28 protein-coding genes and 1 pseudogene are annotated in these 22089 nt (G+C 69.5%); 17 read left to right on the forward strand and 12 right to left on the reverse strand.

The genetic code is table 11. The annotated features are described in order from the left end of the window. Positions 1-59: 59 nt before the first annotated feature. The gene (locus tag OXS27_RS11285; RefSeq protein ID WP_243924062.1) at positions 60-1274 is read left to right on the forward strand and encodes a pyridoxal phosphate-dependent aminotransferase; all 1215 of its coding nucleotides are present in this window, start codon (positions 60-62) and stop codon (positions 1272-1274) included. 7 nt (positions 1275-1281) lie between these two features. On the opposite strand, the gene OXS27_RS11290 is transcribed toward OXS27_RS11285, so the two are convergent. After that, positions 1282-2208, reverse strand: coding sequence for a dihydrodipicolinate synthase family protein (locus OXS27_RS11290; RefSeq protein WP_267356291.1), 927 nt, complete (start codon positions 2206-2208; stop codon positions 1282-1284). A gap of 329 nt (positions 2209-2537) precedes the next feature. Here OXS27_RS11290 and OXS27_RS11295 point away from each other — a divergent pair, with 329 nt between their 5' ends. The 3 genes from OXS27_RS11295 (at position 2538) to OXS27_RS11305 (ending at position 5196) form a co-directional block, all read left to right on the forward strand. Beyond that, the gene (locus tag OXS27_RS11295; RefSeq protein WP_267356293.1) at positions 2538-3314 is read left to right on the forward strand and encodes an amino acid ABC transporter substrate-binding protein; all 777 of its coding nucleotides are present in this window, start codon (positions 2538-2540) and stop codon (positions 3312-3314) included. A 446-nt stretch (positions 3315-3760) separates the two neighbouring features. Beyond that, positions 3761-4441 (forward strand): amino acid ABC transporter permease, encoded by a 681-nt coding sequence (locus tag OXS27_RS11300; protein ID WP_267356295.1) that lies wholly within the window; start codon positions 3761-3763, stop codon positions 4439-4441. Continuing rightward, on the forward strand, positions 4438-5196 hold the full coding sequence (locus tag OXS27_RS11305; RefSeq protein WP_267356297.1) for an amino acid ABC transporter ATP-binding protein: 759 nt from the start codon (positions 4438-4440) through the stop codon (positions 5194-5196). Before OXS27_RS11300 ends, OXS27_RS11305 begins: the two co-directional genes overlap by 4 nt. 16 nt (positions 5197-5212) lie before the next feature. On the opposite strand, the gene OXS27_RS11310 is transcribed toward OXS27_RS11305, so the two are convergent. The 3 genes from OXS27_RS11310 to OXS27_RS11320 are packed head-to-tail and all read right to left on the reverse strand — an operon-like array spanning position 5213 to position 7877. Further along, the gene (locus tag OXS27_RS11310) at positions 5213-5368 is read right to left on the reverse strand and encodes a hypothetical protein (protein ID WP_243924053.1); all 156 of its coding nucleotides are present in this window, start codon (positions 5366-5368) and stop codon (positions 5213-5215) included. Further along, the gene (locus OXS27_RS11315; RefSeq protein ID WP_243924051.1) at positions 5365-5868 is read right to left on the reverse strand and encodes a DUF2243 domain-containing protein; all 504 of its coding nucleotides are present in this window, start codon (positions 5866-5868) and stop codon (positions 5365-5367) included. Before OXS27_RS11315 ends, OXS27_RS11310 begins: the two co-directional genes overlap by 4 nt. A gap of 2 nt (positions 5869-5870) precedes the next feature. Next, positions 5871-7877, reverse strand: coding sequence for an oligopeptide transporter, OPT family (locus tag OXS27_RS11320; RefSeq protein ID WP_267356299.1), 2007 nt, complete (start codon positions 7875-7877; stop codon positions 5871-5873). A gap of 222 nt (positions 7878-8099) precedes the next feature. Here OXS27_RS11320 and OXS27_RS11325 point away from each other — a divergent pair, with 222 nt between their 5' ends. The 3 genes from OXS27_RS11325 to OXS27_RS11335 all read left to right on the forward strand — a co-directional run bounded on the left by OXS27_RS11325 (position 8100) and on the right by OXS27_RS11335 (position 9337). After that, the gene (locus OXS27_RS11325; protein WP_267356301.1) at positions 8100-8558 is read left to right on the forward strand and encodes a DMT family transporter; all 459 of its coding nucleotides are present in this window, start codon (positions 8100-8102) and stop codon (positions 8556-8558) included. A gap of 39 nt (positions 8559-8597) precedes the next feature. After that, positions 8598-9041 carry a DMT family transporter gene (locus OXS27_RS11330; protein WP_243924045.1) on the forward strand — a complete coding sequence of 148 codons (444 nt, stop codon included), beginning with the start codon at positions 8598-8600 and terminating at the stop codon, positions 9039-9041. Positions 9042-9112: 71 nt separating this feature from the next. Continuing rightward, positions 9113-9337 (forward strand): hypothetical protein, encoded by a 225-nt coding sequence (locus tag OXS27_RS11335; RefSeq protein WP_243924043.1) that lies wholly within the window; start codon positions 9113-9115, stop codon positions 9335-9337. A 34-nt stretch (positions 9338-9371) separates the two neighbouring features. On the opposite strand, the pseudogene egtD reads toward OXS27_RS11335, so the two are convergent. Beyond that, positions 9372-10285, reverse strand: a pseudogene (gene egtD, locus OXS27_RS11340) (L-histidine N(alpha)-methyltransferase). Further along, positions 10282-11259: a class I SAM-dependent methyltransferase gene (locus OXS27_RS11345; RefSeq protein WP_267356304.1), complete on the reverse strand. Its 978-nt coding sequence runs from the start codon at positions 11257-11259 to the stop codon at positions 10282-10284. Before OXS27_RS11345 ends, egtD begins: the two are co-directional and overlap by 4 nt. A gap of 613 nt (positions 11260-11872) precedes the next feature. Between OXS27_RS11345 and OXS27_RS11350 the strand changes: the two genes are divergently transcribed. Continuing rightward, entirely contained in the window at positions 11873-12448 is a 576-nt protein-coding gene (locus OXS27_RS11350; protein ID WP_267356305.1) for a YgjV family protein, read from the forward strand. 216 nt (positions 12449-12664) lie between these two features. After that, the gene (locus tag OXS27_RS11355; RefSeq protein ID WP_267356306.1) at positions 12665-13405 is read left to right on the forward strand and encodes a DUF4336 domain-containing protein; all 741 of its coding nucleotides are present in this window, start codon (positions 12665-12667) and stop codon (positions 13403-13405) included. Positions 13406-13429: 24 nt separating this feature from the next. Here the strand turns inward: OXS27_RS11355 and OXS27_RS11360 are convergent, their stop codons facing one another. From OXS27_RS11360 to OXS27_RS11370, 3 genes are all read right to left on the reverse strand, one after another. After that, positions 13430-13750 (reverse strand): hypothetical protein, encoded by a 321-nt coding sequence (locus OXS27_RS11360; protein ID WP_346732994.1) that lies wholly within the window; start codon positions 13748-13750, stop codon positions 13430-13432. 188 nt (positions 13751-13938) lie between these two features. Then, the gene (locus OXS27_RS11365) at positions 13939-14238 is read right to left on the reverse strand and encodes a hypothetical protein (protein ID WP_267356307.1); all 300 of its coding nucleotides are present in this window, start codon (positions 14236-14238) and stop codon (positions 13939-13941) included. Positions 14239-14295: 57 nt separating this feature from the next. Beyond that, positions 14296-14562: a hypothetical protein gene (locus tag OXS27_RS11370; RefSeq protein ID WP_243924030.1), complete on the reverse strand. Its 267-nt coding sequence runs from the start codon at positions 14560-14562 to the stop codon at positions 14296-14298. Positions 14563-14716: 154 nt separating this feature from the next. Between OXS27_RS11370 and OXS27_RS11375 the strand changes: the two genes are divergently transcribed. Next, positions 14717-14977, forward strand: a complete 261-nt coding sequence (locus OXS27_RS11375; RefSeq protein WP_267356308.1) for a hypothetical protein — start codon at positions 14717-14719, stop codon at positions 14975-14977. Positions 14978-15110: 133 nt separating this feature from the next. Beyond that, complete coding sequence (locus OXS27_RS11380; RefSeq protein ID WP_243924026.1) at positions 15111-15299, forward strand: hypothetical protein; 189 nt, start codon at positions 15111-15113, stop codon at positions 15297-15299. Positions 15300-15311: 12 nt separating this feature from the next. On the opposite strand, the gene OXS27_RS11385 is transcribed toward OXS27_RS11380, so the two are convergent. The 3 genes from OXS27_RS11385 to OXS27_RS11395 form a co-directional block, all read right to left on the reverse strand. After that, on the reverse strand, positions 15312-15557 hold the full coding sequence (locus OXS27_RS11385; RefSeq protein WP_243924024.1) for a hypothetical protein: 246 nt from the start codon (positions 15555-15557) through the stop codon (positions 15312-15314). A gap of 106 nt (positions 15558-15663) precedes the next feature. Beyond that, the gene (locus OXS27_RS11390) at positions 15664-16086 is read right to left on the reverse strand and encodes a hypothetical protein (protein ID WP_267356309.1); all 423 of its coding nucleotides are present in this window, start codon (positions 16084-16086) and stop codon (positions 15664-15666) included. Positions 16087-16167: 81 nt separating this feature from the next. After that, entirely contained in the window at positions 16168-16926 is a 759-nt protein-coding gene (locus OXS27_RS11395) for a CDP-diacylglycerol diphosphatase (protein WP_267356310.1), read from the reverse strand. 96 nt (positions 16927-17022) lie between these two features. Between OXS27_RS11395 and OXS27_RS11400 the strand changes: the two genes are divergently transcribed. The 6 genes from OXS27_RS11400 to OXS27_RS11425 all read left to right on the forward strand — a co-directional run bounded on the left by OXS27_RS11400 (position 17023) and on the right by OXS27_RS11425 (position 22085). After that, a complete protein-coding gene (locus tag OXS27_RS11400; RefSeq protein ID WP_243924019.1) occupies positions 17023-17403 on the forward strand; it encodes a hypothetical protein in 381 nt (126 codons plus the stop codon). A gap of 147 nt (positions 17404-17550) precedes the next feature. Then, on the forward strand, positions 17551-17853 hold the full coding sequence (locus OXS27_RS11405) for a hypothetical protein (protein WP_243924017.1): 303 nt from the start codon (positions 17551-17553) through the stop codon (positions 17851-17853). Positions 17854-18355: 502 nt separating this feature from the next. Further along, the gene (locus OXS27_RS11410) at positions 18356-18871 is read left to right on the forward strand and encodes a MucR family transcriptional regulator (protein ID WP_243924015.1); all 516 of its coding nucleotides are present in this window, start codon (positions 18356-18358) and stop codon (positions 18869-18871) included. Positions 18872-18979: 108 nt separating this feature from the next. Next, positions 18980-19231, forward strand: a complete 252-nt coding sequence (locus tag OXS27_RS11415) for a hypothetical protein (RefSeq protein WP_267356311.1) — start codon at positions 18980-18982, stop codon at positions 19229-19231. Between the two features lie 106 nt (positions 19232-19337). Further along, positions 19338-20381 (forward strand): phosphatase PAP2 family protein, encoded by a 1044-nt coding sequence (locus OXS27_RS11420; protein ID WP_267356312.1) that lies wholly within the window; start codon positions 19338-19340, stop codon positions 20379-20381. 237 nt (positions 20382-20618) lie between these two features. After that, positions 20619-22085 carry a protein adenylyltransferase SelO gene (locus OXS27_RS11425; protein WP_267356313.1) on the forward strand — a complete coding sequence of 489 codons (1467 nt, stop codon included), beginning with the start codon at positions 20619-20621 and terminating at the stop codon, positions 22083-22085. Positions 22086-22089 lie beyond the last annotated feature (4 nt).

Here is a 22089-nt window from a genome sequence, read left to right on the forward strand (position 1 = left end):
GGGCCGCGGAGCGCCCCCCTGTCGGCTGCGCCCGGACCTCACGAGAGCCCCCGCGCCCCATGGCCGATTCCCTTGCCGCGCCCTTTGCTGAAGCCGCTCCGGTCGATCTCGCCGCGCTCCTGTCGGACCGCATCCGCGGCATCGGCACGAGCCAGATCGGCCTCGTGGCGGATCGCGGGCGCGACGACCCGGAGGTGGTGAAGCTCTGGATCGGAGAGGGCGACCTCGCGACGCCGCCCTTCATCATCGAGGCGGCGCACCGGGCGATGCTCGCGGGGCATACCCGCTACACGACCTCGCTGGGCCTGCCGGCCCTGCGCGAGGCGCTGGGCGCCTATCACGCCCGCCACTGGGGCGTGGAGATCCCGCCCGACCGGTTCGCCGTCACGGCCGGCGGCATGAACGCGATCATGCAGGCCGCCCAGGTGCTGCTGGAGCCCGGCGACGAGATCATCATCCCCTCCCCCGCCTGGCCGAATCTGCGCGAAGCCGTGCGCATCACCGGCGGCGTGCCGGTGGCGGTGCCCTACCGCAGGCAGGCGGACGGGCGCTTCGCCCTGCCGCTCGCCGATATCGAGGCCGCGCTGACGCCCCGCACCCGGGTGATCATGATCAACTCGCCCTCGAACCCGACGGGCTGGACCATGCCGCTCGCCGAGATGACGGCCCTGCGCGACCTCGCCCGCGCCCGCGGTCTCTGGATCCTGTCGGACGAGGTCTACGCGCATTTCACCTACGGCAACCGGATCGCCCCGTCCTTCCTGCAGATCTGCGAGCCGGACGACCGGCTGATCGTGACCAACACCTTCTCGAAGAACTGGGCGATGACCGGCTGGCGCGCCGGCTGGGTCATCTATCCGCGCGGGTTGGCGCCGACCTTCGCCAAGCTCGGGCAGTACAGCACCACCTCGATCTCGACCTTCGTGCAGCACGCCTGCATCGCGGCGCTGAACGAGGGCGACGGCTTCATCCGCACCATGGTCGACCGCTGCGCCGAGGCGCGCGCGATCCTGGTGGACGGCCTGTCCCGGCTGCCGGGCGTCACCGTGGCGCCGCCAGACGGCGCCTTCTACCTGATGGCCCGGATGGGCGGCGACGAGCCGAGCCTCGACCTCGCGCTGCGCCTGCTGCGCGAGGCCAAGGTCGGTGTGGCCCCCGGCACCGCCTTCGGGCCGGAGGGCGAGGGTCTGGTGCGGATCTGCTTCGCCATCAGCCCGGAACTGGCGCGGGAGGCGGTGGAGCGCCTCTCCGCCGTGTTCGGCCGCGCAGGCTGAACCGAGCCTACCGCCCCCAGCGCAGCACCAGCGCGTCGTTCCGGCGGGCGAGTTCGATCAGGCCCGCCCGGGTCGCCGGGTGGAGCGGCTGAAGCGGGAGGCGCGCGGTCTCGTGGGCGATCACCCCGCCCTCCTGCATCAATGCCTTGCAGGCGAGCAGCCCGCATTGCCGGTTCTCGTAGTTGATCAGCGGCAGCCAGCGCTCATAGGCGTCGAGAGCTTCCTCTCGGCGCCCGGCCGCAAAGGCGTCGGTGATCCGGCGGATCCCATCCGGATAGGCACCGCCGGTCATCGCCCCGGTGGCGCCGGCATCGAGATCGGCCATCAGAGTGATCGCCTCCTCGCCGTCCCAGGGGCCGACCACGGCATCGCCGCCGCGCGCGATCAGCTCGCGCAGTTTCGCGGCCGCCTGGGCGGTCTCGATCTTGAAATAGCTGACGTTGGCGATTTCCCGGGCCATGCGCGCCAGGAACGCAGCCGAGAGGGGCGTGCCCGAAACCGGCGCATCCTGGATCATGATCGGGATGGAGATCGCGTCCGAAACCGTGCGGAAGAAGTCGTAGACGCCGATCTCGGGCACGCGGATCGTGGCGCCGTGATAGGGCGGCATGATCATCACCATGGCGGCCCCGGCATCCTGTGCCCGGCGCGAGCGCTCGGCACAGACCTGCGTGGCGAAATGCGTCGTGGTGACGATCACCGGCACGCGGCCGGCCACATGGTCCAGCACGGCGTGCATCACGCGCTCGCGCTCGTCGTCGGTGAGCACGAATTGCTCGGAGAAGTTCGCGAGGATGCAGATGCCGTGGCTGCCGGCATCGATCATGAAATCGATCGCCCGGCGCTGCCCGTCGAGATCGAGGGCGCCGGAGGCGTCGAACACCGTGGGGGCGACCGGGAAGACGCCACGATAGGCGTGAGCGAGCGAAGTCATGGGCGGTCCTTCTGCGGCGGGGCCAAGAGTCCACCCCGCGAATCGTTCGATGCCCGGGGCGGGCCGCCTCCTATCACGAACGCCGCGCGGCATCGTCGCGGGGCGCAGCCGCCGATGTGACAGGATGGTCAGCTTAGTTTCAGCCCCTAACCCAGAACAATCGCGACGTGGCCGGAGTAGACCGGCGCGAAGGAGCTCGGCTTCACCACGATTGATCCGCTCGCTTGCCTTGACGGCTCGGCTCGATTCATTGACGAAATGAACGCGCGGGGCCGGATCGACTTCGACGGCCGCGAGAGAACATTGTTATCGGCGTGAGGTATTTTCGGATGCGACTTTTCTCGACCGGTCTGGCCGCGGTGCTGGCCGTCTCGGCTCTCATCCTGGGCGCGCCCGCCCGGGCCGACGACCTCGACACGATCCGGGCCGCCAAGACCCTACGCATCGGCACCGAGGGCACCTACGCGCCCTTCACGTTCCACGATGCCTCCGGGGCGCTCGTCGGGTTCGACGTGGAGATCGGCCGCAAGGTCGCCGAGAAGCTCGGCGTCACGCCCCAGTTTCTCGAGGGCAAGTGGGACGGGCTGATCGCGGGGCTCGACGGCGGACGCTACGACGTGGTGATCAACCAAGTCGGCATCACCAAGGAGCGGCAGGCGAAGTTCGACTTCTCGGAGCCCTATATCCGGGCTCGCGCCGTGCTGATCACCAAGTCGGACCGGACCGACATCACATCCTTCGCCGACCTGAAGGGCAAGAAGGCCGCCCAGAGCCTGACCAGCAACTTCGCCCGCTTGGCCGAGCAGTCCGGCGCGCAGCTCATCGGCACGGACGGGTTCGATCAGTCGGTCCAGTTGGTGATCACCGGACGGGCCGACGCCACCGTCAACGACAACCTGTCGTTCCTCGACTTCCGCAAGCAGAAGCCGAACGCCCCCGTGAAGATCGCCGCCGAGCAGGCCGACGCGGACGCCTCCGGGATCATCCTGCGCAAGAACAACCCCGCGCTGAAGGCCGCCCTCGACAAGGCGCTCGACGAGATCAAGGCCGATGGCAGCTATGCGGCGATCGCGCAGAAGTACTTTGAGGCGGACGTCTCGAAGTGAATTTTCAGAGAGGCAGCGCCGCGACGCCGCTCACATAGAGCTAGGTTGATCCGGGCCGTCGGTAAGAAGGCGAAAGCATCAGCGCCTCTCCCTGCCTCGCAAAGGCTACCGGATCTACACATCGTGTGCAGGGAACAGGCGGCAAGATAAAGCGCGGGTCCCCTCTCCCGTGCGGGAGAGGGACAGGGTGAGGGATCAGGTCTTTCAGGATCGGGCGCGCCCCGTCGGCGCATCAATCCCGTGCTCGATCCTGACAGTTCTCGTCCCTCACCCCAACCCTCTCCCGCTCGGGAGAGGGAGCCCGTAGCGCTCTGTCACAAACCGCGTGCCTCGAACGTTGGTCGCCCGCGGCCGCTCTGCCGGGGGAAGAAAACGCGCGGTTCGAGCCCCTTCTTCGGTGAAGATATGCGAAGTAACCCCGTTCCCCCGAAAGGAGACGCCGCCCCGTGCCGCATTGGCTCGACCTCATGCTTCAATCGCTCGAGCCACTCCTCGTCGCAGGCTTGCGCTTCACCGTTCCGCTGACGCTGATCGCCTTCACGCTGGGGCTCGCCCTCGGTTTCGGAACCGCCCTCCTGCGCCTGTTCGCCCCCCGCCCCCTGGCGGCCCTGGCGTGGCTCTACGTGTGGATCTTCCGGGGCACGCCGCTCCTCGTCCAGCTCTTCGTGATCTTCTATGGCCTGCCAAGCCTCGGGATCCTGATCGACGCCTTCCCGGCCGCGGTGATCGGGTTCACGCTGAACGTCGGCGCCTACACGTCCGAGATCATCCGCGCCGCCATCGCGTCCATCCCGAAGGGCCAGTGGGAGGCGTCCTACGCGATCGGCATGACACCCGCCCAGGCGCTGCGCCGCACGATCCTGCCCCAGGCGGCGCGGGTCGCGGTGCCGTCGCTCGCCAACACCTTCATCGCCCTGGTGAAGGACACCTCGCTCGCCGCCGCCATCACCGTGCCGGAGCTGTTCCAGGCGGCCCAGCGCATCGTCGCGGTCACCTACGAGCCGCTGATCCTCTATATCGAGGCCGCCCTGATCTACCTCGTCCTGTCCTCGCTCCTGTCCTGGCTGCAGACGCTCTTGGAACGGCGCCTCGGGCGCTATGGCGGCTATCTGGAGGCGCGCGCGTGATCGCCCTATCGGCCATCGAGAAACGCTTCGGCGCCAACCCGGTCCTGCGGGGCGTCGATCTCGCCATTCCGGAGGGGCGGGTGACGGCGCTGATCGGCCCGTCGGGCTCGGGCAAGTCGACGCTGCTGCGCTGCGTGAACCTGCTGGAGATCCCGCAAGGCGGCACACTCACCCTCGGCGACCTCCGTCTCGAGTTCCGACCGGGACACCCGCCGGCCCGGCGGGACGTGCTCGCCGTGCGCCGCCAGACCGGCATGGTGTTCCAGAACTTCCAGCTCTTCCCTCACCGCACCGTGGTCGAGAACGTGATGGAGGGCCTCGTCACGGTAGCCCAATGGCCACCGGCCAAGGCGCGAGCTCGGGCGCTGGATCTGCTGGAGCGCGTCGGCCTCGCCCACAAGGCGGCGGACTGGCCCGCCAGCCTGTCGGGCGGCCAGCAGCAGCGGGTGGCGATCGCCCGGGCACTCGCGCCCTCCCCGCGCCTGCTGCTCTGCGACGAGCCGACCTCGGCCCTCGATCCCGAACTCGCCGCCGAAGTGGTGGACGTGCTGGCCGGCCTCGCAGGCGAGGGCACGACCATGCTGATGGCGACCCACGACCTGCGCCTCGCGCGTCGCGTCGCCGACACGGTGGTGTTCCTGGAGGGCGGCACCATCGTCGAGCAGGGCGCCGCCGCCGACCTGTTCGGAAAGCCAGGGGATCCGCGCACGCAGCGCTTCGTCCGGACGCTGCTCGGCGAGGCGGCGGGCACCTGACCGGCGGCCGCGCGGCTCAGCGCGGCAGGCAGCGCAGGTTCAGGAGGTCCTCGATCGACAAAGCGGTCTCGAAGAATAGCGGTCGCCACGCCGGCAATGTGGCGAGGATCAGGCCGGCCGCCAGGGCGAGCCAGGGTACGGCGGCCCGAAGGTTGGGCGCGGCAGCCCTCATGTCGGCCCGCGCGCCGTCGCGGTGTCCTCCGCCCGGCCGATCTGCACGAGGCCGAGGCCCACTGCCAGCATGGCGCCGCCCCAGAGCAGGAAGCCGAGATCCCAGTAGAGCCACTGCGCCCGCGGCATCAGCTCGTTGACGTGATGGACGCCGAGCACCTCGTGGTCGATCACGCCCTCGACGAGGTTGAACACGCCCCAGCCGATCAGCACCGACCCGGCGAGGAGCTTGCCGGACCAGACGAGATGCGTGCGATGCGCCGCGCGCCAGAGGACGAACAATCCGAGCACGACGAACACGTAGGTCGCGCTGTGGAAGATGCCGTCCCATCGGGTGTTCAGCTCGAGATTGCCGATCGAATCGATCGGGTACCAGCTGCTCACCATGTGGTGCCATTGCAGCACCTGATGCAGCACGATCCCGTCGAAGAAGCCGCCGAGCCCGAGCCCGAACAGGAGGCCGGCGCTGAGGGGAAATCCTCGGTCTCGGGTCGCGTCCATGCTCATGTCCCGGGCTCAGGACGGCCCGGGGTCGAGACCATCCGCAGGTAGACCGTCAGGGCCGCCAGGAACACCACGAGCCCGAGCCCGGTCGCATAGGGCGCGAAGCCCTTTCCGACGACGGCGAGCGCCGCGCTGTGCCCCGCCATGAGATCGGCACCGGCGAGCAGGACGCCGACGCAGCTCTCCCCGACCAGAAAGCCCGAGGCGAGGAGGACGCCGCGGCGGCGGGCGACGCCCACCACCGTGTCGGCCCTCTTGTCGCCCTTGGTCCCGACCCGGGCGCGCAACCGGCGCTCGGCCACCCAGCCGAGCACGCCGCCGATGGCGATCGTCATCTCGACGGAGAGCGGCAGGTACATGCCGATCCCGACCGTGAGCGCCGGGAAGGTGAAGTCGCGCCGCTTAAGCCGGGTCTCGACGGCGACCAGCACCACTCCGAGCCCGGCACCGATCAGCACCATGCGCCAGGGCAGCTCACTGTGGACGATGCCGTTGGCGATCTGGGTCATCAGGGCGGCCTGGGGCGCCGGCATGGCGCTCGCCGCATCCTGGCCCTCGCGCAGCGGCGTGCCGACGAAGCCGTAGGCCTCGTACAGAAGCGACAGGATCGGGGCGATCACCACGGCCCCGATCCCGACGCCGAGGATCAGGGCGACCTGCTGGTGCCAGGGCGTGGCGCCGAGCACCTGCCCGGTCTTCAGGTCCTGCAGGTTGTCGTTGGCGATCGAGGAGGTCGTGACGATGACGGCGGTCAGCAGCAGGGCCATGCCGGTGACGAACCGGTCGCCCTCCGGCCCGGCGGAATGGCCGAGGATCAGCGGCAGCAGCAGCGCGGTCGCCATCGTGGTCAGGATGCCGATCCCTGAGATCGGGCTCGACGACGAGCCCAGCAACCCCGCGAGGTAGCCGCAGGCCGCCGCCATCAGGAAGCCGAACAGGATCGTGAACAGGGTCGCGGATAGCGCCAGCACGATCAGCAGGCCGCCGAGATCAGCGGGCTTTGCGAAGACCCAGAACAGGCCCGCCAGCGGCACACCCAGCGTTAGCGTCCCGGCGGCGACCCAGGTGATCGGTAGGTCACGCTCCTCGCGGGGATGGTCCCTGCCGAGGCCGCCGGCGCCGGACAGGGCCGCGCGGATGCTGCCCAGGATCGGTTTCGCCAGCGAGCCGACCGTCCACACGCCGCCGACCGCGATGATCCCGGCTCCCATCAGCCGCACGTGGCTCGACCAGACCGCCTCGGCCGCCGCCCCGGCGGACTGGCCCGGATTGGGCGACAGCGCTGTGAGCACCGGGACCGCGATCCCCCAGGCGATCACGACGCCGGTCAGCAGCGCGAGGCAGGCCCCGATCCCAACGAGGTAGCCGACACCGACCAGCGCCAGCGAGAAGCCGGTCCCGGTGCGGAACGCCGCCCCGCCGAGGCTGATCGCGCCGTTCATGCCTTCGCCCAGGATTTTCAGCCCGGTGGTGGCGAACCCGATCGTCCCGGCCACGCCTGCCGCAGCCAGCAGATCGCGCAGGCCGTGGCCGCCCTCCTCCTCCTGTCCGGTCCGGAGCACCTCGGCAGCGGCGATCCCCTCCGGATAGGGAAGGTCGCTGCCGGCCACGAGGGCGCGGCGCAGGGGAATCGAGAACGCGACGCCGAGCAGACCCCCGAGCAGGCAGACCGCAGTGGTCTGCCAGAACGGGAAACCCTGCCAGTGCCCGATGAGGACGAGGCCCGGCAGCGCCAGGATGACATTGCACAACGTGCCGGCGGCCGAGGCCTGCGTCTGCACGATGTTGTTTTCGAGGATGCCGGCGCCGCCCATCAGCCGGAACGCACCCATCGAGATCATCGCGGCCGGGATCGACGACGAGAACGTCATCCCGGTCTTCAACCCCATGTAGAGGTTGGCGGCCATGAAGACGATCGTGATGGCCGCGCCGAGGGCGATGCCGCGAAGCGTCAGCTCTACGGGACTCTGCTGCGTCTTGGGCGGCGTCGGGCTGCGCGCGTCCATCAGTCCCTCTGGCTGTCATAAGCAAACAGCGCGAGGGTACAAAACTTTCCCGAGACGGCGCTTGCGGCCTTTCGACCAAGCGTTGCAGGCCCCGTTGCTGGCACCTGGGGCGATCTGACCCGGGGCGTCCCGCCGGTTCGATGCAGTCATCCGCCGCCCCGGCGGGTTTGGCAGCAGACCGACTGCGTTGTCGGCTCCGCTCCGAGACAACCCAGACGCCCCATGTGGTATCTCTACGGCCTTGCCCTGCTGGCCGGCGTCGCGAACGCCATCGAGCCGGGCCAGAATGCGACGCTGGCCAAGGCCACGGGTCAGCCGATGCTAGCCGGAATCTTCTGCTTCGCCCTGGCGACCGCCTGCTTCGCAATCATCATGGTGGTAGCCCGACGCTTCGCCCGGCCGGGCGCCGGGCAGGTGGGGGCTGAGGACGTCGCCGCCGTCCCCTGGTGGGCTTGGCCCGGGGGTGTCCTCGGCGCCGCCATCGTCCTGGCGCAGCTCTACGTCTCGGAGCAGATCGGCGCTGCCCCTTTCCTGAGCTGCGTGATCACGGCGGGCGTGATCGGCTCGATCGCCCTCGATCATTACGGGCTCGTCGGGTTCGATCGCCACCCCGCCGGCCGCTGGCGTCTGGCCGGAGGCGTCCTGATGATCGTCGGCGTCGCCCTGGTGGCGGTGTTCTGAAGGCCCCGCGCGTCCCCGCTCCGTCATCAAGGTCTCGGCATGTTGTTCCTCTACGGGTTCGCCCTGCTGGCCGGGCTCGCCAGCGCGGTCGCGCCGGGCCAGAACGCCACACTCGCCAAGGCGTTCGCGCGGCCGCTCCCGGCGGGCGTGCTCAGCCTGCTGGTGAGCCTCGCGACCACCGGGGTGATCATGCTGGCGACCGGGCAGTTCGGCCTGCCGGGGGCGGACCGCCTCGCCGAGGTACCCTGGTGGGCGTGGTTCGGCGGACTGATGAGCGCGGGCCTCATGATGGCGCAGCTCTTCATCGCCAAGAAGATCGGCGCCGCGACCTTCCTTGGGCTGATCGTCACTGCAGGGGTTATCACCTCGACCCTGCTCGATCATTTCGGGCTCGTCGGATTCAAGGTCCACCCGGCAAGCCTGTGGCGCGTCCTCGGCGGCGCCCTGATGATCGGCGGCGTGGGACTTGTCGCGCGGTTCTAAGGGTGGCCGGAGGGATCCCAGTCCATCACTACGGCGTTTTACCCGGTCGCAACCCCTGCCCGGAGCATATCGTGGGGCTCGCCGCTTTCGCTTTCTTCGTGATTCCCTGGATGGCCGTTGCCGCCTGGCTGTTCCTGAGGCCAGGGGGCCTCCGCCAGGGGGTCCCGGCGGCGCCCTGGCGCCCGCTCGCGGATTACCCGCCGCCGGCGCGGGATCAGCAGCACGCAGCCGAGACGCAGAGCCTCGAATCCGGCTCGGCCCACGATGGCAAGCACGCGCCGATCGAGGTCGTCTGACGCCAATATCAGTCGTTGGGATCAATCGTCGGGATCAGTCCTGGGCCTGCAACAGATGCAGGTTGAAGCTGCCACCTTCGGCCTGCCAAAGCGCACGCGGCTGCCAGCCGGCCCCGCGCGCGAGCGCCTGGAACGCGTCCGCCGTGTACTTGTGCGACGTGTCGGTTCGGATGCTCTCGGAGGCCGCGAACGCGATGGTGTGCGCGCCGAGCCGGTAGGTTTCGGGCCGAGTCGCCACGAGATGCGCCTCGACGCGGAATGGATCCGGCAGCAGCCGGATCTGGTGCCGGAAATTATCGGTGTCGAAATCCGCCCCGCATTCGCGGTTCAGCCGGGTGAGGATGTTGCGGTGGAACGCCGCCATCAACCCGTCGGCGGCGCCGTAGGCGCGCTGCAGACGCTCAGGGTCGGCGGTCCCGTCCGCACCCACCAGGAACAGGCTGGGCCCGAGCGTTTCGCGCGCCCGCTCCAGGAACCGGCCGGCCTCGCTGGGATCGAAATTGCCGATGCTCGTGCCCGGATAGAAGCCGAGGATTCCCCCCGGACCGGCAACGTGACCGGCTTCGAGTAATCCGCGCAGACCGGCACCATGGCGATGCCCGGATAGTCCGGCGCGAGCCGCCGGATCGCCGCTTCCAGATACGCACCCGAGATGTCGATGGCGATGTAGGCCGCGGGCTCGGGGAGCGCGTCGAGCAGCGTGCGGATTTTGCGGCTCGCGCCGCTGCCGAACTCGACCACGGTCACGCCCGGCCGGACCTGCCGCGCCACGTCGGCGGCGGCCTGGGGCAGGAGCGCGGTCTCCTGGGCGGTCGGGTAGTAGTCGGCGCTGTGGCAGATCCGGTCGAACAGGTCGGAGCCGATCTCGTCCCAGAGGTATTTTCCGGGCAGCGTCTTCGGCACGGCGGTCAGGCCCGCAAGGGCATCGCGGAGGAACGCGTCGCTCATGCGTGCGACCCCGGGCGCGTGGCCGTGAGGACGACGAGGGCGAGGCGCTCCACGGCGTCGTAAGCCCCGGTCGCCAGCTCCTCGCCGTACGCGTCCGGGTCGAACTCGCGATAGGTCCAGTCCAGGCCGGCGCCGATGCACAGCTCGGCTACGGCGTCGCGGAACGGGTCCTTCCCTTCGACGATGGCCGCGCCAGTGAACAGGACCAGAGTACCACCGGGCGCGAGACGCTCCACCGCCTGCTCGGCCACGGCGAGCGACAGGCCGGCCCCGAACGGGCCGCCGCCATCCCGATAGGCCCGGGCGGCGGGGTCGATCATGAAGGGCGGGTTCGACACGATCAGGTCGAACGAACCCTCGACGTCGCGCAGCATGTCACTGCGGCGGACCACGACGCCTTCGGTCCCGGCGAGGCGAGCGTTGACCTGGGCCGCGCGCATGGCGGCGGGGTTGATGTCGACCAGCACGATTTCGGCGCCCGGCTTACGCTTGGCGATGCAGATCCCGGCGGCGCCCGAGCCGCAGCCGAGATCGACCGCCCGGCGCACCGGGGCGGTTCGACCCTCGACGTGGGCGATCACCGCGCCCACGAAGCGCATCGTGTCGGGGCCGAAGAACACCGCGTCGGCGGCGCTCGGCGGATAGGCGGAATGGGCGAAGAGTTCGCCATCGAGGTTGGAGAACCGGAGTGTGGGCCGCAGGAGCGGCCCGTCCTCCACTACGGCGCCGGCTTCGCGCATCAGCCGCAGGATCGGTTCGGGGAGCAGCCCGGCCCGGAACGGCCGGCTCCAACCGAACACGTCGCGCAGGGCCTGCGCCTCGGCGTTGCGCGGCCGCACGTTGACATGGGCGTGGCTGGCCGGGGTTACCGTGGTGAAGCTGTAGCCCATGTCGCGCAGGGCGCGCGCCAGCGCCAGTACGGCTCCCTCGTCGGCGGGGAACGCGTGTTGGGGAAACGGTTCGGATCGCGTCATCGGCCGGTCCTCAGCTGTCCATCTGGCGCGCCACACAGGCGCCGAACCAGAGGGTCTCGGCCGCCTGCCGGGCGTTCCAGGGTGCGGTCGCCGACCCGCGGGTACGGGCAGGTCCAGTCGTCGGGCAAGGCTGCACCTACCGCGGGCCGAATGGCCGCGGTCTCGCACTTGATTGAATGCCCGGAAAACCGATCGCTCTAGGCGTTGTTCCGACTACAGAAACACCAATTTTGACGATTAATTTATGTTAATACAGTGTTGTTGGATGATAAGACGTCTATGCTTCCCGTCTGCATGGAGTGATCCAGGATGGACCTGCCGATCCTCCGCAGGGTTGCCAAGAATACCCCTTCCGTCAATCCGCAGGATACGGGTCCCACGCCCCTCCCCCGCCGAAGGGCGAGCGGGTTCGCCAATGGGTCTGGCAAGGCCAGTCAGGGGCGAGCGTGGGTCGTGTTTCCCGCTCGGGCCAAGAAATCCGCGCCTGTAGAGACCGAAAGGTCACGCTCACGCCGTCGTGTCCCGGCGACGGACCGGCATTAACGATCCGCTTACCATGAAAACCTAGCGCATCCGATAGAAACGGCGCATCCGCGCCGGTCGGGCGCTGACGATGAACGCCGTCGATTACTTGTCTGTCTGGGCGGTCTCGGCCGCGGCCCATCTCGATCTGTTCGGATCGCTGGGCCTGTGCCTGGGTTTTACGGCCGGCATCATGCCGCGGCGGGACCGGATCCTGCTGGCCTCTGCGGCCTGCGCAGCCGCCTTCGGCGTCCACTATCTGACGCTCGGGGCGCTCACCGGCACCGCCATGTGCGCCATCTCGGTGCTGCAGAGCCTCGTCGCGCTGACCTGCCTCGGCCGTCCGGGCCGGAGCGGCTGGGTGCCGCCCCTGTTCGTGGCCAGCACCCTCGCGGCGGCCTGCCTGACGGCTGCCACCTGGAACGGCTGGCCCTCGGCCTGCGCGGCGTTCGGCACGCTCCTCGCCACGGGGGCCCGCCTCCATGCGTCACCGCAGCCCATGCGTCTGCTCTTCCTCGGCGCCTCCCTGTGCTGGGCCGGGCACAACCTGCTGGTCGGCTCGGTCTTCGGCCTGACCTGCGACCTGCTGACGATCTTCGGCCTGACGATCGCGCTGCTGCGTGCCCTGCCGTCCCGCCCGGTCACGCCGGTCGGCCTGCGGGCGTAGCTAAAGAGTTCTCCGCCGAACTGGACACCGGTGCGGCATAAGAGAGTACGTGACAACACGGGCTTAGAGCTGTGCGCGATGATAACGCGATCGGGCACGGCGCTCAGGATACGCCGCCCCTGCGGCGATCCACCCCGGAAACCCCGCAGGCCTCCGGCGTTCCGGTAAAGCCAATCCTGGCGTGCGAGGCCGCCGGCCTTCCACCGGAGATCCCGTTTGTCAGAGGCCACCTATCCCCCGCTCGACGTACTCAAGCCGGTGGCCGAGGGTGTCTGGATCGTCGATAGCGGCCCGCTGCGCGCCCTCGGCATCCCGCTGCCCGTGCGGATGACGATCATCCGCCTCCGCGACGGCGCGCTCTGGCTGCACTCGCCGACGCGCTACGACCCGCGCCTGCACCGGGACATCGCGGCGCTGGGACCGATCCGCCATCTGGTCGCGCCGAACATCGCGCATTGGACCTACCTGAAAGCGTGGCAGGACCATTGCCCGGAGGCGCTGACCTGGGCGGCCCCGAACCTGCGCCAGCGGGGGCAGGTCCAACGCTCCGGCCTGCGGGTCGACCGGGTGCTGGGAGACGCGGCGCCGCCGGAATGGGCCGCGGATCTACGCCAGACCATCGTCCCCGGCGGCCTCGGGTTCCGGGAGTTCGGCTTCTTCCACGGACCGAGCCGGACGCTGATCCTGACCGACCTCGTCCTCAACCTCGAACCGGCCAAGATGCCGGCGGTGCTGCGGCCGTTCCTGCAGCTGGCCCGCATGACCACGCCCCACGGCCAGCCGCCGCCCTACCTGCGCCTCGTCATCAAGCTGCGTCGACAGGCGGCGGCACGGGCGGCCGCGGAACTCGTCGTGCTGGTGCCGGAACGGGTCATCTTCGCGCATGGATTGTGGTTCGCGGGGGATGCGACCGCGCGCCTGCGCCACGCCCTGCGCTGGCTGGGTCGGTTCACCTGAGAGCGCGCCGGACCGCGACCCTCGTTAAGGGTCGTTGACGAGCTGCCGCAGGATCCAGGCCCGCGCGGCGGCGAGATCCGCGAAGGTCGGCGGACAGATCGGGTCGACCGGACCGAACCCGGCTTCCAGGAACCACTTGCCCGCATCGGCCCCGTGCTGCTCCGAGAGGCGGACCAGCACCGCCACAAGGAAGCCATCCGCGAAGACGAGCTGGCTATCGGCATCGTCGCTCTTCGTCGCGACCTGCGCGGGTTGCAGGTTCAGGATCATGGGGCGCCCGGCTTTCCATCGTGCGTCCGGCGAGCGGATATGCGGCGACGGGACGTGCTCCGCAGCGTTCCGCACCTGCCTGTCCAATCAGCCCCCCACACCGAAGTTCCTCACCGGCACCGCCCCGGAACACGGCCGAGACCGCCCGGCCGGCCGAACTCTCCTAAAGCGCGTCACAACAATGGCTCAGAGCCGCGTTCGATTGCAATGCGATCGGGCACGGCTCCATGCGCGCCGCTGGAACCCGGGCCAACACGGCGGCGTCAGCCGCCGGTCGGCCCCATCACAACGGTGCCGTCCGCCCGGTTGAGGGCACTCACCCGGGGCCCGCGAATCTCGGGGCTGCGTTGCTCCAGGGCGTCGAGAACCGTGTTGGCTGCCGCGATGATCGCGCCCGGCGAGCTGCCCGGAATCTCCGGCCGGATGGCCTCGACCAGCCGGGCGAGCACCGTCTGCTCGATCTGCGAATGGTCCGAGCCCTGCGCCTGCCGCCAATATGCTGCATAGACTTTCTCGGCGATCGTTCGCGCGGTCTGATCGACCTCCGGCGTGTCCTGATTCATCGCGCACCTTTCATCCCGCTGCTCCGAGCGACTAGGGTGGCTCATGGCGCCGCGCCTTCAAGGGCCGTCGCCAGCCTCAGGGCCCGGATCGCCGCTCTCGAGGGACTTGGCGAGTTCGGTCAGCACCTCCTCGACCATGGGGGGCCAGGTTGCGTGCTCCGCATCCATCAGGCGCGCGGCGCTGACCAGGGCGGTGATCTGCGCATCGTAGACCGGCCGCCCGACGAGTTGCGCGTAGCGCACCCGGGCGGCGAGCGCCGTCGCCAGACGCTGGACCTCCGCGAGTTTCCCGTTCGGCGCGCGGATACCCTCGCCGTTGCCCATCCCTGCGCCCCCTTCACGTCCGCGCGCGATCCCTTCCGGTTGTCATAGGCCATGACCGTCGCCCCGTCAGCGGGCCGCGCGACGTCCGCGGGAACTTCCGCCGTCCGCGAGCGTCGATTTCGCACATAGACGCTTGTCGTTTCAGGAGCTTCCGATGCGTACGCCGCTGATCCTCGCACTGACCGCCTCCCTCGCCTTCGCCGTCCCCGCCTTCGCGGATCCGGTGAGCGAGACTGGCACGGGCGGCGGCCCGACCACGGCCGCGAAGGCCCCGCACACCGCCGCGACGGGCCAAACCGTGCCGAGCCCGAGCGCTCTCAACCCGAAAGAGACCGGCAGCATCGACCGGCGCAGTGTCAACGAGCAGCGCAACGATGCCATCACCAACGGCATCTGCATCGGCTGCGCACGCTAAGTGCGAATGGACCCGAAGCGGAGCGATCCGCTTCGGGCCGTTTCAAGGCAGCCATCGTGCAAAGTGACTTGAACGGCCGCACAGCATCGGCCACATCACCGATCCCCAACCCACCACGAACAGGAGTTGACGCGTGGCAAACGAGGCTGTCGATCAGACGACAGAGAAGACCTATTACGGCCTGACACTGTCCCAGCTCGCGGAGCGGATCAGGAAACTGGCGACCGAGCGCGGCCTGACCGGCGAGGTCTTCGACCGCGTGACCGCTAAGGCCGTCGCGATGATCCCGACCATCCGGCTGAACGACAACGGCCAGCGGTAGAGCTGGGCCGGCTCAGCGCTCGGCGCGCAGGCTCTTGATGATGCGGCTCGCGATCTTGCGCACGGCCGCATCGTCTCGCGATTCGCTATCGCCGGTATCCCAGAGGTGATCGAGGCTGCCGTCGAGTTCGTCCAGCAGTTCCGGATGGCGCTGGGCGAGGAAGCGGATCGTCCCGAACAGTAGATGCTCGGTCGCCATTTCGCGGCGGCGGGCCTCGACGATCGGGTCTTGGGGCGAGGTTTGGGCTTGCTCTGTCATGCGGGCCCAACGAGCGGCCTGCGCGCTGGTTCGGCTGGATCGGCGCGGTGCGGTGCCGCGGAGGCCGAGAGCGCGTGCTCGATAAACCGATGCGATGCCCCGGCGCTCAGCGCCGTAAGCCGCCGATCCAGGCTGTCAGCGGTTCCACGAAGGCCGCCCAGGTCCGTGACCAGACTGTCCCGCTCCGGCCGTCCTCGGGGCGGCTGGCCATGAGCGCGGCCACCAGGGCGTCCTCCCGCGGCTTGCATTCGTCCAGGGCGTTGCGCTCGTCCCCAGCGCGGCTTTGCCCCGAAGGCTGATGCGCGGACGCTTCGCGCAGGCAGCGGTGCCAAGCCAGTTCCAGGGCGCGCGGATCAACCGCCTCAGCCGACGGGCCGGCGCGTACCGGGACGGTGGCCAGGGTCAGGATCGCAGACAAGCCGAGGAGAGCCCCCGGGCGCGTCAGCTCCGGAAGCCTTTTCGGACCTGTGTCGCAACGCGCTTCCCACCGCCGGATCACGTCCGACGGATAGCGCTCGGGCAACGGCATGCGCATGCCTGTCCTATGCCCCAAGGCCAAGCTTCTAGATAGAACGGATCGGCAACAGTGGGGCGTGTTCGGCGCCGCGGCTCAACTGCCCCGGCCGGGTCGGGTGACCCGGCAGGTGTGGTCCATCAGCGCTTCGGCGCTTGCCTCCGGCATCCTGTAGGCCAGGACGATCATGCCCGCGCCGGGATCGTCCGGATCGGCGGCGACCGCCGCGAAGCTCGCATCGTGGAGGTTCCCCTGCCAGCCCGGCACGCGGGCAAGCGCCGCGAACGGGTTGAAGTGCTCAACCGCGTCGGCCGGCACCCGCAGGGCGAGGTATTGATCCTCATCCAGGAGCACGGGGAACGGCGCCCAGCTCTCGCCGATGGTGGAGCCATGCGCCTTCAGGGCCGCCATGACGCCGCGATGCATGCAATCGAGGTGGATGTGGAGCTGGTCCTGGCTGCGGCCATCGACGGAGTTCACCCCCAAACCCACCGCGGCAGCCGGCAGGCGCCCCTGGAGGGCGTCCGACACGAAGTGCCGCGCGCGGAGCGCAGCCTGCCAGTACGCGACGCCGCGGGGGCCCTGGAGTACCGGGGCCTCGATCCCCGACACGTTGTCGGTGGGCATCACGACGACGTGGGTCGGCTCGCCCGGCGCGCGCAGCACCGCCGAACCCGGCCGCTCGCCGTCGCCGAGATCGACGGACAGGCACGGGAAGCTTCGACCCGCGGCCTTCTTGGCGAGGACACAGCCCTGCAGCGCGATCCACAGCACGTCCCGCGCCGGATTGGCCGCGTCGGCGACCGGGATCAGCGTGAATGCGAGCAGCGTCCCGATGGCCAGCATACGGCGCATGATCAGACCGTCCGATCCTCGTCGGCCGTTCAGCAACAGGCAACGGCCGGCAAACAGTGTATCCTCAAGCCGTCAGCACGAGGTTACGGACCGCCAATGCTTGAATCGGACACGCGGCACCTGCGTCTGGTGCGGATCGCGGCCTGGATCCTGGTGGCCTTCATCGTGGCTGTGACCCTCGTGCCGATCGGCCTCCGGCCGGTGGTGACCCATAATCCGAGCATCGAGCGGATTGCCGCCTACGCGCTTGCCGGGCTGCTGATGATGGTGGGCTACCCGCGACACCGGCTTCAGATCCTGATCGGCAGCGTCCTCCTGGCCGGCGGCCTCGAGGCCGCGCAGACCCTCACCAGCACGCGCCACGGCCGGTTCGAGGATTTTCTGATCAAGGCGGGTGCCGCGCTGGCCGGCGCGGTGACGGGTCTCGTGGTCGCAACATTGGCAGCCCGACGCCCGACACGCCTCTCGGATCGATAGCGCCCGCGGGCCCCGACGTCGGAGGCCCAACCTCACGAGACAGGCGGTCCGATTTCGGCGCACCGGACCGGTTTCCCCCGGCAACCGCCGATCAACCGGCGCATTGTCTCACGGGGGCGTGACAAGGTTCATGCACGCGAGGATGGCATGTTCGGCGCGGCCAAGCTCACGGGACGGTTCTGGTTTCGCAAGACGTGGACGGGCAAGCTGGTCCTGCTCGTCGAGGAGGAGAAGCCGCGGTGGTTGAGCCGCGGCCGACTCACCAAGCTGCGCTGGCGCGACGCGCGGCTGCTCGATCTGGCGGAGGCGCCGATGCGCACGCTGATGACCCTCGAACGGACGTATCGGGCGGATTACGGTTCGAGCGCTGCGCGGGTGCTTCAGTCAGTCGTCCCGTCCGGGACACGGGGCGCCATAGCCACGCCGCACGGGACGGCAGCCAGCGCCTGACGGCGGCGGAGGAGCGCCGAGCCGCGCCCTTCGGGCCACGACAGCCATCCTGTCTCTGGTGGGCTTGAATGTTCATACATCTCAAGTCGGAGCGCGGGTTCCCCCTCGTCTTGCTTGTGGGAAGAGAGCTTCTCGGATCCGCCGCGGGCGCTTGAGCAGCCCAGCGTTGAGTGGATCAGGTCTCCTCCACAGAAAGGGGCCCCGTGCCCCTTCGACCTCGCGGGTGAGCCCACGAGGCGTTCCTTTGCAAGCTCGCGAGCAGAGTAGGCAGGGGTCGGGCAGACACGTCTTCGAACCGAATGCGTAGACCTAAGGCCCGTAAAGGGGCCCACGCAAGATTGTAACTGAACGTCTCCGGCAAGAGCGCAGCGATTGATCCATGTTGTTATTTGCCGTGCAACCGGTAGATAACAACCGTGATTGGTTATATTCGATCAGACCAGCCCTTGACGGATGGCAGAGAAAGCCACGTTCATGGCGCATTCCCGCGAGAGAGGCGTCGATGGAAGATAACACTTCAGCCCCGCACCAAGACACGATCGATTTCGTCGAGCTGACCGCCGATATCGTCTCGGCTTATGTAGCCAACAACTCCGTTCCCATGCCGGACCTGCCGACGCTTCTGTCCGGCGTCCATGCTGCGCTGTCGAGCCTTGGCCAAGGTTCGACACCTGCGGAGCCGGACTTCAAGAAGGCGACACCCGCGCAGATCAAGAAGTCGATTACGCCGGACGCGCTGGTCAGCTTCATCGACGGCAAGCCGTACAAGACGCTCAAGCGCCACCTGACCGGCAACGGCATGACGATCGAGCAGTACCGGCAGCGCTACGGCCTGCCGCCCGATTACCCGACGACGGCGTCGACCTACTCGGCGATGCGCGCCGAGTTCGCCCGCAATGCCGGCCTCGGTCACAAGCGCCGGGGCCCGGCAGCAAAGGGCGCGGCTACAACCGAGACCGTCGCGGCGGCACCGGAGCCCGCCAAGGCGACGCGGGGCCGCAAGAAGGCCGACGCGTAGGCCTGACCGCTTCGGTCCGGCGATCCCGGGCGATGCGCCCCTGCGCTCGCCCGGGCCGGAACGACGCGTGCGGCCGACCGTTGCCCCTCGATCAGCCCGGAGCCGACATTGAACCGATCGATCCTCGCCCTCCTCATTGCGGCCGCGACGCTCAGCGGCCTGTCGGCGGCTCGGGCGCAGGATCGGACCGGGGCGGATCCCAAGGCCGAGACCGCGACCAAGCCTGCAGCCGACACGCGGGATCCGGGCAAGACGGCAACGGAGGCCGTGACCAACCCCGCCACCGTGCCGCCGACCGAAGGCGCCGTCGGCAGCGGCAAGCCGCCGGCTGCCGGCACGGCCCCCGCGCCGGGCCGATAGGCCGGCCACACACAGGGCCCGCCCGCGCGTCCGCGGGCGAACCATTGCGGCCCTCATGCGTCTGCCCGGTGCGGCCAAGCATCGGCCGCGGGGTGAGCAGAGCCGGATGATATCTCACGAGCGGGTCGGGGCAGCCCGACCCTGGGCCGGCAACCACAATGCGGGCGCGTATCCCTCTTGGTCGCGCAGGCTACGCCGGTCCACCACGGGAATTGCCGCCCCCGATCCCCGGCTCTGGGCCCTGAGCCTCGCCCTTATCGGGATCGACGCCGCCTGGATGCGAGCGGCCGGCATGACGATCGCGCCAACCGGCTTCGTCGTGGCTGCCGCCATGGTGGTGGTCCTACTGGTCGCGGCGGCCTGCCTCGCGACCGTGAAATCGGATCCGCCCCTGCGCGGCATGGCGCTCGCGAGCGCATTCCTGATCACCTTCACCCTACCGGTGGCGGTTCTGCACTTCCTCGCCGCGGGTCTGGGGCTGCCCTTCATCGACGACGCGCTGGCTCGGTTCGAGGCGCGGCTCGGCTTCGACTGGACGGCCTACGTGGCCTTCCTGGCGCACCATCCCACCCTGTCGTGGTGGCTGGCGCTCGCCTATCACTCCAGCGGGCCGCAGGTGGGCGTCGTGGTCATCGCGTTGAGCGCGACCCGCCGGCTTGGGCGGCTCTGGGCCTATATCCGGCTGTTCTCGGTCACACTGCTGTGCGTGATCGTCCTCGCCGCCCTGTTGCCGGCGCTGGGCCCCTACGCCCATTACGCGCCCCGCATCATTCCGTCGGACCATCTGGAGACCGTCGGCGCGCTCTGGCATCTAGAGCCGGTGGCACGGCTGCGGGCAGGGACGCTCGACACGCTGGCGCTCGGCGACCTGCGGGGGCTGGCCACCTTCCCGTCCTTCCACGTGTGCCTCGCGCTCCTGACCGCCTGGGCGCTGGCACCCCTGCCCGTCCTCGGCCCGTTCGCGATCCTCCTCAACGCGGCCGTGATCGTGGCGACGCTGGGCGCGGGCGGCCACTACCTGCCGGACGTGCTGGCTGGGGCGACCCTGGCGATCGCGGCCCTGGCGGTTCGGGCGCGGGTCCGGCGGCGCACGCCGTCCGCCGTCCCGGCCTGTCCGCTTCCTGGGGCGATCAGCCCGGCCGATGCCTGAGCGGGGTTGGCCGCGAACCATCCCACCGCCAGCTGATTAGCCTGACAGGGGGATCCGACGGACCATGCCTGAGACGCGGTGGACGAGGCGCGCCAAGCCGGACGGCTGGCTATCTCACGGGCGCCGCGGCGGAGGGGTTCTGGTCTCTCTCGGAGACGCTGACCGGAACCGCCTGCACGGTCCCGGTCGAAACCCGCCCTGCTTGCCCGCGGCAACGCCGCTCCATAGATCATCCCAATGACGGCACTTCCCTTCGACAACAGCTACACCCGCCTGCCGGAGCGCTTCTACGCGCGCCGCCCTGCGACGCCCGTGAAGGCCCCGCGCCTGATCCACCTGAATCGGGCACTGGCGGACGAGCTCGGGCTCGATGCAGACTGGCTCGCAGGTCCGGACGGGGTGGCGGCGCTGGCGGGGAACACGGTTCCGGACGGCGCCGAACCGATCGCGGCGGCCTATGCCGGGCACCAGTTCGGCCAGTTCGTGCCGCAACTCGGGGACGGGCGCGCAGTCCTGCTCGGCGAAGTAATCGACCGGACCGGCATCCGCCGCGACATCCAGCTCAAGGGCTCCGGCCCGACCCCGTTCTCCCGGCGCGGCGACGGCCGGGCGGCCCTCGGACCGGTGCTGCGCGAGTACCTCGTCAGCGAGGCCATGGCGGCGCTCGGCATTCCGACCACCCGGGCGCTCGCGGCCGTCGCCACCGGTGAACCCGTGGTGCGCGAGACCCCGCTGCCCGGGGCCGTGCTCACGCGGGTCGCGGCGAGCCACATCCGGGTCGGCACCTTCCAGTTCTTCGCGGCCCGGGGTGACGTCGAGGGCCTGCGGGCACTGGCCGACCATGTCGTGGCCCGGCACTATCCCACGGCGGCGGAGGCGGCGAATCCCTACCGGACGCTGCTCGACGCGGTCATCGCCGCCCAGGCCAGGCTGGTGGCGCGGTGGCTGCTCGTGGGCTTCGTCCACGGGGTAATGAACACCGACAACATGGCGGTGGCCGGCGAGACGATCGATTACGGCCCCTGCGCCTTCCTCGACGCCTACGATCCAGGCACGGTTTTCAGCTCGATCGATCAGAACGGGCGCTACGCCTACGGCCAGCAGCCGCGCATCGCGCTCTGGAACCTCACCCGGTTCGCCGAAACCCTGCTGCCCTTGCTCGCTGATGCCGAAGAGCAGGCGGTCCGTGAGGCCGAAGCGGCGCTCTCCGGCTACGCACAGGCCTTCGAAGACGGCTATCACGGCGGCCTCAATCGGAAGCTCGGGCTCGGCGCGGTCCGGGACGGCGACCCCGCGCTGGCGGGCGACCTGCTGAAACGGATGGCCGAGAACCAGGCCGACTTCACCCTGGCCTTCCGGACCCTTTGCGGAGCCGTTGAGGGCGACGGAGCCGTACGCGACCTGTTCGTCGACCCGACCGCGTACGACGACTGGGCGGTTCGCTGGCAGGCGCGCCTCGACGAGGAAGCCCGCGACCCGGCCGAGACCGCCGCCGCGATGCGGGCGGTGAATCCGGCCTTCATCCCGCGCAACCATCAGGTCGAGGCGATGATTGCGGCCGCCGTGGAGCGGAACGATTTCGCACCCTTCGAAACCTTGTTGGCGGTGCTGGCACGGCCCTACGCCGACCAGTCGGAGTACGCCCGCTACGCGCAGGCGCCGGAGGACGGCGGGGTCGGCTACCGGACCTTCTGTGGCACGTAGTGCG

The sequence above is a fragment of the Methylobacterium sp. GC_Met_3 genome, from assembly GCF_026540775.1.
Classification (GTDB): domain Bacteria; phylum Pseudomonadota; class Alphaproteobacteria; order Rhizobiales; family Beijerinckiaceae; genus Methylobacterium.